The organism is uncultured Bacteroides sp. (genome assembly GCF_949298305.1).
Lineage (GTDB): Bacteria > Bacteroidota > Bacteroidia > Bacteroidales > Bacteroidaceae > Bacteroides.
The window spans coordinates 1-13,790 of record NZ_CASFWU010000102.1; the positions used below are offsets into that span (position 1 = coordinate 1).

A 13,790-nucleotide genomic window follows, 5' to 3' on the forward strand; every position below is an offset into this window, starting at 1 on the left:
CTATCTCTTTTAACTGTTCGATTTTTGCTTCTCTGTCTTTATTACTATTTATAATCTTAGCGTATGATTCGCTGAAATGATGTACTGCAATTTGAATGATATTTATCAAGTCTTCTCTTTCTGTATAATAACTTTTTCTATTGCCTTGCTTTAAAGTAATACTTGATGCATCACACAACTTGGTTAGAAAAGTAGCAAAGTCTTCAAGTACGGACTTTCCCATAATAGGTGCATTTGTGCCAATATCTTCTATAAAATCATATACGAATAGCAGTAGATACCAAAACTTACTAACGTCTAATTTATATGCTTCAATGGTATTCTGTAAATTTTCATTAGATAAAAATTTCTCTTTGAAAGAATCGTCCAATTTTCTGTATTCTCGTTTCTTGTATTCTTCCAAAGTCCCTTTGAATATTTTCATTTCTTTGGCTCTCTCGTATCTTTCTTCGACAGATAGATCTTTCTCTGTATATCTGTTGGCAAATATGGCTGGTGCGGAAGATATATCTTCATAATCGGGTAGAAAGTGATTGGCCACTTCCCATACATATTCTAAGAGTGGCTCATCAAGGTATTTGTGGCTTTCATACCAAGCCACTTTTAAATCGGGCAGTTCTTTTATTTGGTGCAGTTCTTCTATTGACATAGTGCGTTGTTATTAGTTATGCTGCAAAATAAAAGAAAAGTCTGTAATCTTTTTCAGACTACAGACTTCTTTTTATTATAGTAGGTTCTTCATTGCATCATCCACTTGTTCATTATCGAAACTATCCAAGTATATTTGAGTGGTAGCTAAGTCTGAATGTCCCAATGCTTCACTTATCAGTGCTATGTTTACACCGGATTTCTTTAGTACGCTTGCGAATGAATGGCGAGCAACATAGGTGGTGATATTAGCTTCAACGCCTAAATCTGCTGCGAGTAGTTTTAGGTTTTTATTGACTTTACCAAGTATCTTATGTATTCTATTCTGTTTTTGTAGGGCGGTCTTGTGCATCTTGCTGTCTAAAATCGGAAATAGATAGCCTTTGCTCTCCTTTGAATATTTTTCGATTATCTGCATGGCTTCCTGCGGTATTCCTATTTTGATTAGCTTTTTTGTCTTTTGGCGGATATAGTGTAACCTGCCATTTTGAATATTCTCTTTTGTCAGATTAGCTATGTCTGTGAAATTGATTCCACCACATAGATAACTGAACACGAATATGTCTTTGCTCAACTCCATGTATTGCTGCTTTCCAATGGGCTGCACTTTGGTTGTGAATTTCAGTACGTCTGTTTTGGCAATAGCTCTCTTTTGAGTTGTGGTATCGAACTTGTTTATTTTATATTCGTCAAATGGATAATCGGATTTTCGGGCACATTTCGCTTTGATGGCTTTATTATATGTACTGCGTAATGTACGAAACATAAGGCTTATGGTGGTTTCTTTATTGTCTTTGGAGCGTAGCCATTTCTCATATTTGTTAAGCCAAGCAATATCTATTTCATTAAATGGAATATCCAATTTCCCATTAGTGAAAACTTTGAGCGAATTGAATGAACCTTTATAGATAAGGCGGTTTCCGCATTTGTCCTCACGTGTGTATTGTTCTATAAGTCCTTGATAGAATGCACAGACTGTTTTTAGTTCAAACTTTGTATTCTCATTATTGAGTAAGGTGGTGGTAGTGTATTCTTTTTGTTCGCTATTCAGTTCCAACATTCGTTGTTGAAGTTCCCGTTGCTTATCCAAGATAATCTTTTGGATGTACTCTTTGTTAGGGCAGTTGGGCTTAGGCTTATTTCGTGCGAAGTCCCAATATTTAGGATTGATGGATATGCCTAAACTTTGGTATTTACGCTTTCCTCCTTTAGATACTTGGAGCATCAATGGATTTTCGCCATTTGATAATGTCTTAGACTTGTAGCAAACTACTGAAACACAAGCATTCATAATGAATTTTCGGTTTACATCTTGGTTTACATGCACCCTTTGAAACCACCCGAAAATAGACTTTTCGTAACCTACTAAAAGCAGAAAACCTCGATAGCTAATCTCTTAACTATCAAGGCTTTCTTTGTGAGCGGCAAGCGGGACTCGAACCCGTGACCCTCAGCTTGGGAAGCTGATGCTCTACCAACTGAGCTACTGCCGCAAGCATCGACAACGGACAGATGCCGTTGAAAACGGGGGCAAAGTAATAAAATCTTTTAGAAAGAATCAAGCGTTTCCTGAAAATAATTCCTACTTTTGTGCAAATATTCCGATAAGCTCAAAACATGAAACGAATCATACTGGTCACCGGAGGAGCCCGCTCCGGAAAGAGTTGTCACGCCGAGAAGCTGGCACTCAGCCTTTCATCCAACCCGGTCTATCTGGCCACCGCCCGCATCTGGGACGAAGATTTCCGCCAACGGGTCATCCGCCATCAAGAACGACGAGGACCCGAATGGACCAACATCGAGGAAGAAAAGGAACTCGGCAAACATCAGCTGGAGGGACGCACCGTGCTGGTGGATTGCGTCACGCTGTGGTGTACCAACTTTTTCTTCGACCTCCAGGCGGACATTGACCGTTCGCTGGCAGCCGTACAGGAAGAGTTCGACCGCCTCACTGCGCAAGAAGCCACCTTTATCTTCGTCACCAACGAGACGGGCATGGGCGGCACCTCGGACAACGACCTGCAACGCAAGTTTACCGACCTGCTGGGATGGGTGAACCAATACATCGCCGTACGGGCAGACGAGGTCATCCTGATGGTATCGGGAATCCCCGTGAAAATCAAGTGAAACTATCAAAAAACTATCAAACGACATACAGACAATGAAAACCTTTCAAATTGTACGCCCGGACGAAGGCATCCGGGAGGCATTGACCGATAAAATAAACAACCTTACCAAGCCCAAAGGCTCGCTGGGCACACTGGAGGAGCTGGCCTTGCAGATTGGCCTCGTCCAGCAGACTCTCTGCCCCACCCTGAAGAAACCGCAAAACATCATCTTTGCCGCCGACCACGGCATAGTGGAGGAAGGCGTCAGCCTCTCGCCCAAGGAGGTCACTTGGCAACAGATCAGCAACTTCCTGCACGGAGGCGCGGGCGTGAACTTCCTCTGCCGCCAGCACGGATTCACGCTGAAGATTGTGGACGCGGGTGTGGACTACGACCTACCCTACGAGAAAGGCATCATCAACATGAAGGTGCGCAAGGGCACCCGCAGCTACCTGCACGAGGCAGCCATGACCGAGGAGGAAATGGACCTGTGCATCGAGCGGGGAGCCGAAGTCGTACGGATGTGCCACGAAGAAGGGAGCAACGTGCTCAGTTTCGGCGAAATGGGTATTGCCAACACATCCTCGTCCTCGCTCTGGATGAGCTGCTTCACGGGCATCGACCTGGCACAATGCGTGGGTGCGGGCAGCGGCCTCAACCAGACAGGCATCCGCCACAAGTACGAGGTGCTGAAGCAATCGCTGGACAACTATCGGGGAGACGGGTCGGCACGCGACATCATCCGCTACTTCGGCGGGCTGGAGATGGTGATGGCCGTAGGTGCCATGTTGCAGGCAGCCGAACTGAAGAAGCTGATACTGGTAGACGGATTCATCATGACCAACTGCCTGCTGGCCGCCAGCCGTCTCTATCCCGAAGTGGTCAGCTATGCCATCTTCGGACATTGCGGCGATGAGTCGGGCCACAAGCTGGTACTCGATGCTATGGGAGCCCGTCCGCTGCTGCATCTGGGCCTGCGCCTGGGCGAAGGCACGGGTGCCATCTGCGCCTACCCGATTGTGGATTCGGCGGTCAGAATGATTAACGAGATGGACAACTTTGCCCACGCCTCCATCACCAAATACTTCTGACGCATGAGGTTGCTGGCTGCATTCATCTTCTTTACCCGCCTGCCTTTCTGGCGCATCAGAGAGGTTCCTGCCGAGTGTTTCAAGCACGTGGTGCCCTACTGGCCCATAGCCGGATGGCTGACAGGGGGCATCATGGCGGGCGTGCTTTGGATGGCGGGACAATGGCTGCCCCTCTCCGCAGCGTGGATAGTGGCCATTGCGGCGCGGTTGCTGGTCACGGGATGCCTGCACGAGGACGGGCTGGCCGACTTCTTCGACGGATTTGGCGGAGGCACCACCCGCGAACGGACACTGGCCATCATGAAGGACTCGCACATAGGCAGCTACGGCGTCATCGGGCTGATTGTCTACTTTGCCCTGCTGATGCAGCTCCACCACCTGCCGCTCACGCAGCTCTGTGCCGTGGTATTCGCCGGCGACTGCTGGTCGAAGTTCTGCGCCTCACAGCTCATCAACTTCCTGCCCTATGCACGGAAGGAAGAGGAAAGCAAAGCCAAGGTGGTGTACAACCGCATGAGCGCAGGCGAATGGCTGATGGCTTTCATATGCGGCGCTCTACCCCTTGCCTTGCTATGGCCGGGCCAGATGGGCTTTGCCGCCCTGCTGCCCGTGGTGGTGTTCGCCTTGCTGTGCTGTCTGATGAAGAAACGCCTCCAGGGCTATACCGGCGACTGTTGTGGGGCTACGTTCCTGCTGTGCGAACTGTCCTTCTACCTCGGCTGCCTGGCCATTTATTAGCATCAAATAATTAACTCAACTTTGACTTCGTCGATTTTCAATTCGCAAGCTCAAGTTGCAGTTGACGAGCAACAAGTTAACGAGTTGACAAGGCGTTTGCAGCGGGCCGTTTCATCAAACAGGGCATTCCAGCCTTGTAGACTTGTTGACTGAAGCCTTGTCAACTAATAAGTTGAGCACTTGCGAAACTTAAATCTTTAAAAACAATGGAAATCATCCTAATCAGACATACATCGGTCGACGTGCCTCCGGGCGTGTGCTACGGACAGACGGACGTGCCGTTGAAACCCACCTTTGAACAGGAGGCCGCCGTCACGGCCGCCAACCTGAAAGCCTACACTCCCTTCGACCACGTCTACACCAGCCCGCTGACCCGGTGTGTGAGGCTGGCCGACTTCTGCGGCTATCCCGATGCCGAACGCGACAGGCGGATTATGGAAATCAACTTCGGAAGCTGGGAAATGAAACCTTTCGACCACAACGACGACCCGCGCCTGAAAGAGTGGTATGCCGACTATCTGAACGTGGCGGCCACGGGCGGCGAATCGTTTGCCATGCAATACCAGCGTGTCAGCCGGTTTCTGGACGAACTGAAAGGAAAGCCGTGGAAGCGGGTGGCCATCTTTGCACACGGAGGCGTACTGATTTGCGCCCAAATCTATGCCGGACTGATCCGGGCTGAAGAGGCGTTCAGCGCACTGACGCCCTACGGAGGTATCATCCGTGTCTGCCTGCCCGACGATTAAACGACAGATGCCGCCAGCCAATAGCCCACTACCGACGTGATAAGAATGATGCTTAGCAGCATGAACCACTCCGCACCGCGGTTGATGCGCACGGCCGTGCGCATGTCTTCCGTGGTCAGCGGTCGGTCGTTAGTGCCGATGTATGGCTTCCACACCTCCTCGCCGAAATAGACATGAGGGCCACCGAAACGGCAATCCAAAATGCCAGCCAATGCCGCCTCGGGATAGCCGGAGTTGGGACTGGCGTGCTGCCAGCCATACTTGCCCACAAAGGCGAGCAGCGACAGGCGCCCCGAAGCCAGCACCATCAGGAAAGCTGTCAGACGGGCAGGCAGGAAGTTGGCCACATCGTCCAACCGGGCGGCAAAGCGCCCGAAGTGCCGATAGCGTTCGTTGCGATAGCCTATCATCGAGTCGAGTGTGTTCACCATCTTGTAGGCCACCATGCCGGGCACACCCAGAATGAGATACCAGAACAAGGGAGCAATGACACCGTCGCTCAGGTTCTCGGCCAGCGTTTCGAGCGCAGCGGTGCGCACTTCCTGGGCCGAGAGGGTCGAAGTGTCGCGCCCCACAATGCGGGCCACCTGCTTACGTCCTTCTTCCAGCGAGCGGTCTACCGCACGGAAAACATCCCTCACCTCGCGTATCAGCGTGGTGCCTGCCAGACAATAGAAGATGAGAATAACCTGCACAACCAGCAACAGGCCGGGCGAAAAACGGGCTGCCTGATACAGCACAAAATCTGTCAGAAGATATACTCCGACCACCAGCGCGACCGACAGCGCTGCTCCCTTCAGCACGCGGTGTTCGCCCGTATTCAGGCGATGTTCTCCCCAGGCTATCAGTTTGCCGAAGCCCACCACCGGATGGGGCAGGCTGACGGGGTCGCCTATGCAGCGGTCGAGCAACCATCCTGCCAGCAAAGGCAGATTCAGATTGAATATTATACCTAATAACAATAACAGTTCGTCCATAGTCATAAATCTTTTATTTCAGCCCGAGGCCTTCAGCCCAAGGCAAGCCACTCGGCAATGGCCTCCACCAGCCGGTCGTTCTCTTCGGATGTCTGGGTGGCTACGCGGAAAAAGCGTTCGTCCAGGCCGTCGAAGTTGGAAGCGTCGCGAATCAGGATGCCATGGTTCTCGGCCAGATATTCCTTCAGAGCCGACGCCTTGCCGAAGCGAAGACGCACCAACATGAAGTGAGTACGGCTATCCCACACCTCCAGCGCACCCAATGCCTGGAGCGAGCCTCGCAGGCGGTCTGCCTCCTGCAAGTAGGCAGGCACATCCAGCGGCTGGGGAACATCGTGCTCCAGCAGATAGAGTCCCGCCTCGATGGCAAGCCGGTTGACCGACCACGGCATCCGGTTGGTGCGCAGGCGGTGGAGCAAGGCGGGCGACCCCGTCACATAACCCAGCCGCAGGCCGGGAATGGCATAGCGCTTGGTCATGGAGTGGAGCTGCAAGACGTTGGGAAAATCGGCTGCCTCGGCTGCCGAAAGCAGGGGAACAAGCGTAAAGTACTCGTAGGACTGGTCGATGACGAAGCAGACCTGCAGATTGCGGCGGATAAGCTCAGTCAGCTCTGTCCGCTCCACTACCATCCCCGTGGGATTGTTCGGATTGCAAATCCACACCATGCGCACATCGTCCGGCAAGCGCCAATGCTCCTTCTCCAAAGGCAGGCTGTATAAGGAAGTTACACGGTGGGCGTGCATCCGGCAGGCATCGGCATATTCGCTGAACGTAGGTTGCAGGATGGCGGTATTCGTGCCGCGGAAGGTCTGTGCAATCAGGTAGATGGCCTCCGTAGCGCCGTTGGTCACACAAACCTCATCGGCCGACAAATGATTGGCTGCTGCTATGCGCGCTTCAAGCGTATAAGGTTCGGGTTCAGGATAACTGCCTATGCACCCGATGAGCCGGCACAGGTGGGCCTTCAGCCCGTCCAGGTTCACGCGGTTATAGACGTTTGAACTGAAATTGGATGTGATGGGACGGCTGTATTTGTACAGGTCGTCGCCGTGTCCTTCTATCATATTTCTTAATCCTTTCTTTTCTATGAGTTACTTCCTGTCATTTTTCTCCCTTCAGTATCTGGTAGACCAGCGGCAGGTTGACATGGCTACGCACGTGGTCGGCCAGCTTGTCGTACTGCTCTTCCTTGAACTGACGGTAATCGAAGGCGGTGCCTGCCGCTGCAACCTTGTCGGCAAACGGGGCAAGCAGGTAGTCGATGAACTGCGGATTGTCGAGGATGCCGTGTATGTAGGTACCCATACAAGTGCGATCCACCCAATAGCCATCGGCCTGTCCGTCTTCCATCCGTGTCAGGGGCGAATCGGGGGCACCCTCCACAGGAACGGTGGCTCCCATGTGTATCTCGTAGCCGGACATCAGCGGGCCGGCAGTGTCCGTCCCCTCCTGACCGTTCAGCGTGAAGCGCACCTGGCGTGTCACTTTCTCGCCTGTCATGCGGGTTGTGACAGGAAGAAGTCCCAGCCCCGGCAGACGCTCAATCTCACCCTCGACGTGTTCTGGGTCAAGCACCTCCTGTCCCATCAGTTGATAGCCTCCGCAGATGCCCATGACGGTCGTTCCCTCGCGATGGGCCCGGATGACTGCCGCCGCCACGCCGTTGCGCCTCAGCTCGTAGAGGTCGTCTATCGTGCTTTTGGAGCCGGGCAGCAGGATGATGTCCGCCTTGGCCAGCTCGTCCACGTTGTTCGTATAGAAGAGGTGTACCCGCGGGTCGCGCTCCAGCACATTGAAGTCGGTGAAGTTACTGAGGTGGCGCAGGAGCACCACTGCCACGTTCACCTTGCCGCGCTCGGTCTGTGCCGACTTGGTGGCAAGGGCCACGGAGTCCTCCTCCTCAATGTAGATATCCTTATAATAAGGTATAACACCCAGCACCGGAATGCCACACAACTCCTCCAGCATCCGCACCCCCGACTCGAACAGGCGTATGTCTCCCCTGAACTTGTTGATGAGAATGCCTTTGATGCGTTCCCGCTCGTGGGGACGCAACAGCTGCAACGAGCCGTAGACGCTGGCAAAGACACCGCCGCGGTAAATGTCCGCCACCAGTATCACATCGGCACCAGCATGAAGGGCCATGGGCAGATTGACCAGGTCGGAGTCGCGCAGGTTGATTTCGGAGATGCTGCCAGCTCCTTCCAGCACAATCGGATTGTAGCGCGCGGCCAGCCGGTCGTAGGCCTTGCACACTTCCTTGCGCAAGACGTCGCGCCCCTCGTGGCGGAAGTAGTCGTATGCGTCGCGGTTGCCTGCCGGACGGCCGTTGAGCACCACCTGCGAGGTATGGTCGGACTGCGGCTTCAACAGCAGCGGGTTCATGTCCGTATGGCAGGGGATGCCCGCCGCCTCGGCCTGCACAGCCTGCGCCCGCCCGATTTCCAGCCCCTCGGGCGTGGCGTATGAGTTGAGGGCCATATTCTGTGCCTTGAAGGGAGCGGGACGGTACCCGTCCTGCAAGAAAATGCGGCAGAAGGCTGCCGCAACGATGCTTTTCCCCACATCGCTGCCGGTGCCGGCAAACATGACGGGATGAAGTTTTTCCTTATCTTCCATAACTGAATGCTTTTCCAAATGTCACACCACTGAAATGCGGTGCAAAGGTAATCAAAATTATCGCTCCGGCGTATCCTGCCGTTTCCGCTTATAGGCAAATTCCTGCCATTTCTCTTCCGGCCAGTCCTGCCGCTGCATCTCCATGCGAGCCATGACAAAGAAGAGGTCGGACAGGCGGTTGACCAGACGCAGAATGTCGGCATCGACGGGGTCCTGCCGGTTCAGCGTCCACAACCTGCGCTCGGCACGCCGCGCCACCGTGCGGGCAAAATGGAGCTGGGCGGAGACAGGCGTCCCGCCCGGCAGCAGGAAGTAGCCGTGGTCTGCAAGCCGGACGGTCATGGTGTCCATCTCCTGCTCCAGGCGCAGGGTCAGTTGGGCCGCCCCCAGCGGATTGGGATTGGTCACTCCGGCCGGCGTGGCCACATGGCTCATCACCGCCATCAGCTCGCGCTGGATGGCGTGCAGCAATTCCTGCCACGCATCATCCGGCGGCAGCATGGAGCGGACGATGCCTATCAGGGCGTTCAGTTCGTCCAGGCAACCATTGGCCTCGATGCGAATGTCGTCTTTGGGCACACGGGTACCGCCGTGAATGCCGGTGGTGCCCTTGTCGCCCGTTCGGGTATAGATTCTTTTCATGCGTTACGTCTTTAAAACAATTTCCAGATGTCCGTTTCCCCCCAATACAGATGGGTGTAACTGGCCAGGGTGTTCTTGTATCGGAAGACAGGCGTGTCCACCGCCTCTCCCCTGGCATTGCAGACCGCAGCCACCGACACGGGCAACGGACGGTCACCGTCGGTCACGAACTGGGTGTAGTGAAATTCGTGACCGGACAACTGCTGGCCTCCGTAGTCGAACCTGCGGTAACCCAGGCTCAAGCGCCGGTGTTGCTTCCGGTTGGAGATGGCAAAGGGGAACAGCCCCACCATGGGGTCGAAACGGGGGGCGGCCTGCGCGTCGTCGCCGTCCTGCCAGATGCCGGCCGACAGATAAATCATACCGCCACACTCGGCCAGCACGCGTCCGCCCTCCTCGGCATAGCGGCGGATGGAGGCCACGGTGCTTTTGGCCTGCATCAGCTGGCGGATGTGCTTCTCGGGATAGCCGCCCGGCAGATAGAGCAAATCCGTATCCGCCGGAAGCGTGAAAGGCTGCTCGGGGTCGAAGAAGGTGACGCGCCCCATGCCACGCAGCATGTCGATATGCTCCTGATAGATGAACGAGAACGCGTCTTCGTTGCGGGCCACCAGGATGTGCTTGTCGCCCGGGAGCTGCGGCTGTCCGTCAGCAGGCTCAACCGCCGGCAGGCAGGTGTCGGCCAGCAGGCGGTCGCAATCCACATGCTCCTCCAGCAGGTCGGCCAGCAGGCCGATGGCATCCGTTCCCCGCGAGCAGCTGAAGTCGAGCCCCAGGTAACGCGAGCCCTGCTCCAGCTCCGCCCGCTTGGGCAGATAGCCCAGACAGGGCACGTCCAGCTCGGCACACACTTCCTGCAACAGGGCATAGTGGCGCGCAGAGCCCACGCGGTTGAAGATGACCCCGGCAATGCGGACATCCGGACGGAAGCCGATGAACCCCGCCAGCAGGGGAGCCATGGAATAGGCGGCAGACTTGGCATCGACCACCAGCACCACCGGCAGTCGCAGCAGACGGGCTATCTCGGCCGACGAGCCGCGGTCGCGGTCGTAACCGTCGTACATCCCCATCATGCCCTCCACTATGCAGGCATCGGCACCAGCCGCATAGCGGGCATAAATCCGGCGCACGTGCGAGGCGGAAGCCATAAAGCTGTCCAGATTGACCGAAGGGCGTCCGCACACCGCCGCATGGTACTTGGTATCAATGTAGTCAGGCCCGCACTTGAAGGGCTGCACCTTCAGCCCCTTTCGGACCAGCAGGGCCATCAGCCCGCGGCTCACCGTGGTCTTGCCCGAGCCGGACGTGGGAGCCGCTATCAGAAACTGAGGCTTGCGGCCTTCCGCCAGCCACCTTTCGGCAATGGTTCCTTTCATTTTTTTCCTTTTTATTTGGCGGCAAAGGTAAAAAAACTCCTGCAAAACCTTTATCTTAGCCGCCAATAAATAGACAACCGAATCAAAAACAGGACCTCTGACAATATGATTACCGAAGAACTAAGCAAGCTCTACGCCACAGCCGTAGGGCACGAACCGGAAACAATCGAAGAACTGCCCTCGTCGGGCTCCAACCGCCGCTACTTCCGCCTGAAGGGCGAACCCACCCTGATAGGAGTGAGTGGCGAATCGGCAGAAGAAAACCGCACTTTCCTCTATATGGCCGCACACTTCCGGCAAAAGGGGCTGCCCGTGCCCGCCATAGTGGCACGCTCGGCCGACGACCTCTATTACCTGCAAGAAGACCTGGGCGACACCCTGCTGTTCAACGCCATCGAGAAAGGGCGCAAGACCAGCGTGTTCAGCGAAGAAGAGAAACAACTGCTCCGCAAGACCATCCGCCTGCTGCCCGCCGTGCAGTTTGCCGGAGGCGACGGCTTGGACTTCAGCCGCTGCTACCCGCAGGCCGAGTTCAACCGCCGCAGCATCCTGTGGGACCTGAACTACTTCAAATACTGCTTCCTCAAGGCCACCGGCCTCGACTTTCAGGAAGACCGCCTGGAGGACGACTTCCAGAAGATGGCCGACGTGCTGTTGCGCAGCAGTTCGGCCACCTTCATGTACCGCGACTTCCAGAGCCGCAACGTGATGATCAAGGACGGGGAGCCGTGGCTGATAGACTTCCAGGGCGGACGCAAGGGTCCCGTCTACTACGACGTGGCCTCCTTCCTCTGGCAGGCCAAGGCCAACTATCCCGACAGCCTCCGCCACGAACTGCTCCAGGAATACATCGAGGCCGTGCGCAAATACCAGCCTGTGGACGAAAACTATTTCCACGCCCAGCTGCGCCACTTCGTGCTGTTCCGCACCTTGCAGGTACTGGGCGCCTACGGCTTCCGCGGCTATTTCGAGAAGAAGCCCCACTTCATGCAGAGCGTGCCGTTTGCCATCGGCAACCTGCGCCGCCTGCTGCAGGAGCCCTACCCCGAATATCCCTACCTCTGCCAGCTGCTGCGCAGCCTCACCGAGCTGAAGCAGTTCAGCGACGAACTGCAAAAGCGTGCGCTCAAGGTCGAAGTGACCAGCTTTGCCTACAAGAAAGGAATACCCGACGACACCTCGGGCAACGGGGGCGGATTTGTGTTCGACTGCCGCGCCGTCAACAACCCCGGCAAGTACGAACGCTACAAGCCCTTCACCGGCCTGGACGAGCCCGTCATCCGCTTCCTGGAGGAAGACGGAGAAATCACCACCTTCCTGGAGCACGTCTACGCCCTGGTGGACGCCTCGGTTAAGCGATACCTGGAGCGCGGCTTCACCCACCTGTCCGTGTGCTTCGGATGCACCGGCGGACAACACCGTTCCGTCTACAGCGCCCAGCACCTGGCCGAACACCTGAACCGCAAGTTTGGCGTGGAGGTCCATCTGGTACACCGCGAGCAGAACATCGAACAAACCTTCCAACCACAAAACTGAAACCCGCATGAAAGCCATGATATTTGCAGCCGGACTGGGCACCCGGCTCCGCCCGCTGACGGACAACATGCCCAAGGCCCTCGTCCCCATAGCCGGCAAGCCCATGCTGGAGCGCGTCATACTCCGGCTGAAGGAGGCCGGCTTCGACGACATCACCGTCAACATCCACCACTTCGGCCAGCAGATTGTGGACTTCCTCCAGGCCCACGGAAACTTCGGCGTGGACATCCACATCAGCGACGAGCGCAACGAACTGCTGGATACGGGCGGTGGCATCCGCCAGGCAATGCCCTACCTCGACGGCAAGGAGCCCATACTGATACACAACGCCGACATCCTGTCGGACATCGACCTCAAGGCCCTCTACCGCCACCACCAGGAAAGCAACGCCGACGCCACCCTGCTCGTCAGCCACCGGAAGACCTCGCGCTACCTGCTGCTGGACGACAGCCTCCTGCTGCGGGGCTGGATAAACAAGCAGACGGGCGAGGTACGGCCCGAAGGATTCGACCCGCACGCCACTGAACTTCAGGAATACGCCTTCGGCGGCATCCACGTCATCTCTCCCACCCTCTTCCGGCTCATGGACGAAGGCTCCTGGACGGGCAAGTTCTCCATCATCCCCTTCTACCTGTCGGTCTGCCGCCGCATCCGCATCCAGGGCTATCCCCTTCAGGGCTTCCACTGGTTCGACATCGGCAAGCCGGAGACTTTAATTCTTGCCGAAGCCTACTGTCAGAATACGGAATTTTTAAAAGAATAATACAGATTTTCAACATTCAAAAAAAATACAATTTTGTGTTGGAAACTTATCTGTTAAAATGACACATTTTGATTTGGGAAAGTCACACAAAGCGATTTACGTTTTTTAAAACGACCAAACTTTTACGTAATATTTCCCAAGAAAAAAACAGTGATTTAGTGGTGTTTAAACTCCATTAAATCGCTGTTTGAATGTCATTCAAAAAATCCAAAAATGTCACATTTTATTCTGGGAACCAATCTGTTAAAATTACACATTTTGATTTGGAAAAGTCACACAAAGCGATTTGCAGTTTTTAATTGTCCCGAAAAAAGGACCCTGAATTTGCACCTGACAAACTTCGTAGAAACGCCATATTCTGCTTCCGCCCGGAAATGAAAAAAGCCCTGATTCTGTTGTGAATCAGAGCTTCTCCTAATTTTGCTTTGTAAACTGGCGGTGCGGACGGGACTTTAACTTACACAATCAAGAAATCTCACAAAGCTGCAATATGTTGATAATAATCAAGTTATTACAAATCAACTATATTACTAAATATCATTA

General features: G+C 54.4%; 12 protein-coding genes, 1 tRNA gene and 1 pseudogene. 6 read left to right on the forward strand and 8 right to left on the reverse strand.

Annotation, left to right across the window (positions count from 1 at the left end; translation table 11 throughout):
* The 3 genes and pseudogenes from Q1Y74_RS12045 to Q1Y74_RS12055 all read right to left on the reverse strand — a co-directional run.
* Nucleotides 1–649: pseudogene (locus Q1Y74_RS12045) on the reverse strand (hypothetical protein); the annotation flags it as partial.
* Between the two features lie 75 nt (nt 650–724).
* Nucleotides 725–1,939: a site-specific integrase gene (locus Q1Y74_RS12050; protein ID WP_300814563.1), complete on the reverse strand. Its 1,215-nt coding sequence runs from the start codon at nt 1,937–1,939 to the stop codon at nt 725–727.
* A gap of 129 nt (nt 1,940–2,068) precedes the next feature.
* Nucleotides 2,069–2,141: transfer RNA gene (locus Q1Y74_RS12055), tRNA-Gly, on the reverse strand.
* A 124-nt stretch (nt 2,142–2,265) separates the two neighbouring features.
* Between Q1Y74_RS12055 and cobU the strand changes: the two genes are divergently transcribed.
* From cobU to cobC, 4 genes are all read left to right on the forward strand, one after another.
* On the forward strand, nt 2,266–2,775 hold the full coding sequence (gene cobU / locus Q1Y74_RS12060) for a bifunctional adenosylcobinamide kinase/adenosylcobinamide-phosphate guanylyltransferase (protein WP_300814564.1): 510 nt from the start codon (nt 2,266–2,268) through the stop codon (nt 2,773–2,775).
* Nucleotides 2,776–2,809: 34 nt separating this feature from the next.
* A complete protein-coding gene (cobT, locus tag Q1Y74_RS12065; RefSeq protein ID WP_300814565.1) occupies nt 2,810–3,847 on the forward strand; it encodes a nicotinate-nucleotide--dimethylbenzimidazole phosphoribosyltransferase in 1,038 nt (345 codons plus the stop codon).
* Nucleotides 3,848–3,850: 3 nt separating this feature from the next.
* Nucleotides 3,851–4,585, forward strand: a complete 735-nt coding sequence (locus Q1Y74_RS12070; protein WP_300814566.1) for an adenosylcobinamide-GDP ribazoletransferase — start codon at nt 3,851–3,853, stop codon at nt 4,583–4,585.
* A 206-nt stretch (nt 4,586–4,791) separates the two neighbouring features.
* Nucleotides 4,792–5,331, forward strand: a complete 540-nt coding sequence (cobC, locus tag Q1Y74_RS12075) for an alpha-ribazole phosphatase (protein ID WP_300814567.1) — start codon at nt 4,792–4,794, stop codon at nt 5,329–5,331.
* Here the strand turns inward: cobC and cbiB are convergent.
* Genes cbiB through Q1Y74_RS12100 form a run of 5 tightly spaced genes read right to left on the reverse strand, consistent with a single transcriptional unit; the run spans nt 5,328 to nt 10,948 of the window.
* Nucleotides 5,328–6,308 (reverse strand): adenosylcobinamide-phosphate synthase CbiB, encoded by a 981-nt coding sequence (gene cbiB / locus Q1Y74_RS12080; protein ID WP_300814568.1) that lies wholly within the window; start codon nt 6,306–6,308, stop codon nt 5,328–5,330. The two genes, cobC and cbiB, sit on opposite strands and share 4 nt — an antisense overlap.
* Before the next feature lie 32 nt (nt 6,309–6,340).
* Entirely contained in the window at nt 6,341–7,375 is a 1,035-nt protein-coding gene (locus tag Q1Y74_RS12085) for a threonine-phosphate decarboxylase (RefSeq protein WP_300814569.1), read from the reverse strand.
* 37 nt (nt 7,376–7,412) lie between these two features.
* Nucleotides 7,413–8,930: a cobyric acid synthase gene (locus tag Q1Y74_RS12090; protein ID WP_300814570.1), complete on the reverse strand. Its 1,518-nt coding sequence runs from the start codon at nt 8,928–8,930 to the stop codon at nt 7,413–7,415.
* Between the two features lie 57 nt (nt 8,931–8,987).
* The gene (locus Q1Y74_RS12095) at nt 8,988–9,572 is read right to left on the reverse strand and encodes a cob(I)yrinic acid a,c-diamide adenosyltransferase (RefSeq protein WP_300814571.1); all 585 of its coding nucleotides are present in this window, start codon (nt 9,570–9,572) and stop codon (nt 8,988–8,990) included.
* Between the two features lie 11 nt (nt 9,573–9,583).
* Nucleotides 9,584–10,948: a cobyrinate a,c-diamide synthase gene (locus Q1Y74_RS12100; protein WP_300814572.1), complete on the reverse strand. Its 1,365-nt coding sequence runs from the start codon at nt 10,946–10,948 to the stop codon at nt 9,584–9,586.
* 105 nt (nt 10,949–11,053) lie between these two features.
* On the opposite strand from Q1Y74_RS12100, the gene Q1Y74_RS12105 reads away from it, so the two are divergent.
* Nucleotides 11,054–12,484, forward strand: a complete 1,431-nt coding sequence (locus Q1Y74_RS12105; protein ID WP_300814573.1) for an RNase adapter RapZ — start codon at nt 11,054–11,056, stop codon at nt 12,482–12,484.
* A 7-nt stretch (nt 12,485–12,491) separates the two neighbouring features.
* The gene (locus Q1Y74_RS12110) at nt 12,492–13,247 is read left to right on the forward strand and encodes a nucleotidyltransferase family protein (RefSeq protein WP_300814574.1); all 756 of its coding nucleotides are present in this window, start codon (nt 12,492–12,494) and stop codon (nt 13,245–13,247) included.
* Nucleotides 13,248–13,790 lie beyond the last annotated feature (543 nt).

Coding starts and splice junctions, on each gene's coding strand:
- Q1Y74_RS12050 (WP_300814563.1), bottom strand. CDS start 1,939: ATGAATGCTTGTGTTTCAGTAGTTTGCTACAAGTCTAAGACATTATCA.
- cobU (WP_300814564.1), top strand. CDS start 2,266: ATGAAACGAATCATACTGGTCACCGGAGGAGCCCGCTCCGGAAAGAGT.
- cobT (WP_300814565.1), top strand. CDS start 2,810: ATGAAAACCTTTCAAATTGTACGCCCGGACGAAGGCATCCGGGAGGCA.
- Q1Y74_RS12070 (WP_300814566.1), top strand. CDS start 3,851: ATGAGGTTGCTGGCTGCATTCATCTTCTTTACCCGCCTGCCTTTCTGG.
- cobC (WP_300814567.1), top strand. CDS start 4,792: ATGGAAATCATCCTAATCAGACATACATCGGTCGACGTGCCTCCGGGC.
- cbiB (WP_300814568.1), bottom strand. CDS start 6,308: ATGGACGAACTGTTATTGTTATTAGGTATAATATTCAATCTGAATCTG.
- Q1Y74_RS12085 (WP_300814569.1), bottom strand. CDS start 7,375: ATGATAGAAGGACACGGCGACGACCTGTACAAATACAGCCGTCCCATC.
- Q1Y74_RS12090 (WP_300814570.1), bottom strand. CDS start 8,930: ATGGAAGATAAGGAAAAACTTCATCCCGTCATGTTTGCCGGCACCGGC.
- Q1Y74_RS12095 (WP_300814571.1), bottom strand. CDS start 9,572: ATGAAAAGAATCTATACCCGAACGGGCGACAAGGGCACCACCGGCATT.
- Q1Y74_RS12100 (WP_300814572.1), bottom strand. CDS start 10,948: ATGAAAGGAACCATTGCCGAAAGGTGGCTGGCGGAAGGCCGCAAGCCT.
- Q1Y74_RS12105 (WP_300814573.1), top strand. CDS start 11,054: ATGATTACCGAAGAACTAAGCAAGCTCTACGCCACAGCCGTAGGGCAC.
- Q1Y74_RS12110 (WP_300814574.1), top strand. CDS start 12,492: ATGAAAGCCATGATATTTGCAGCCGGACTGGGCACCCGGCTCCGCCCG.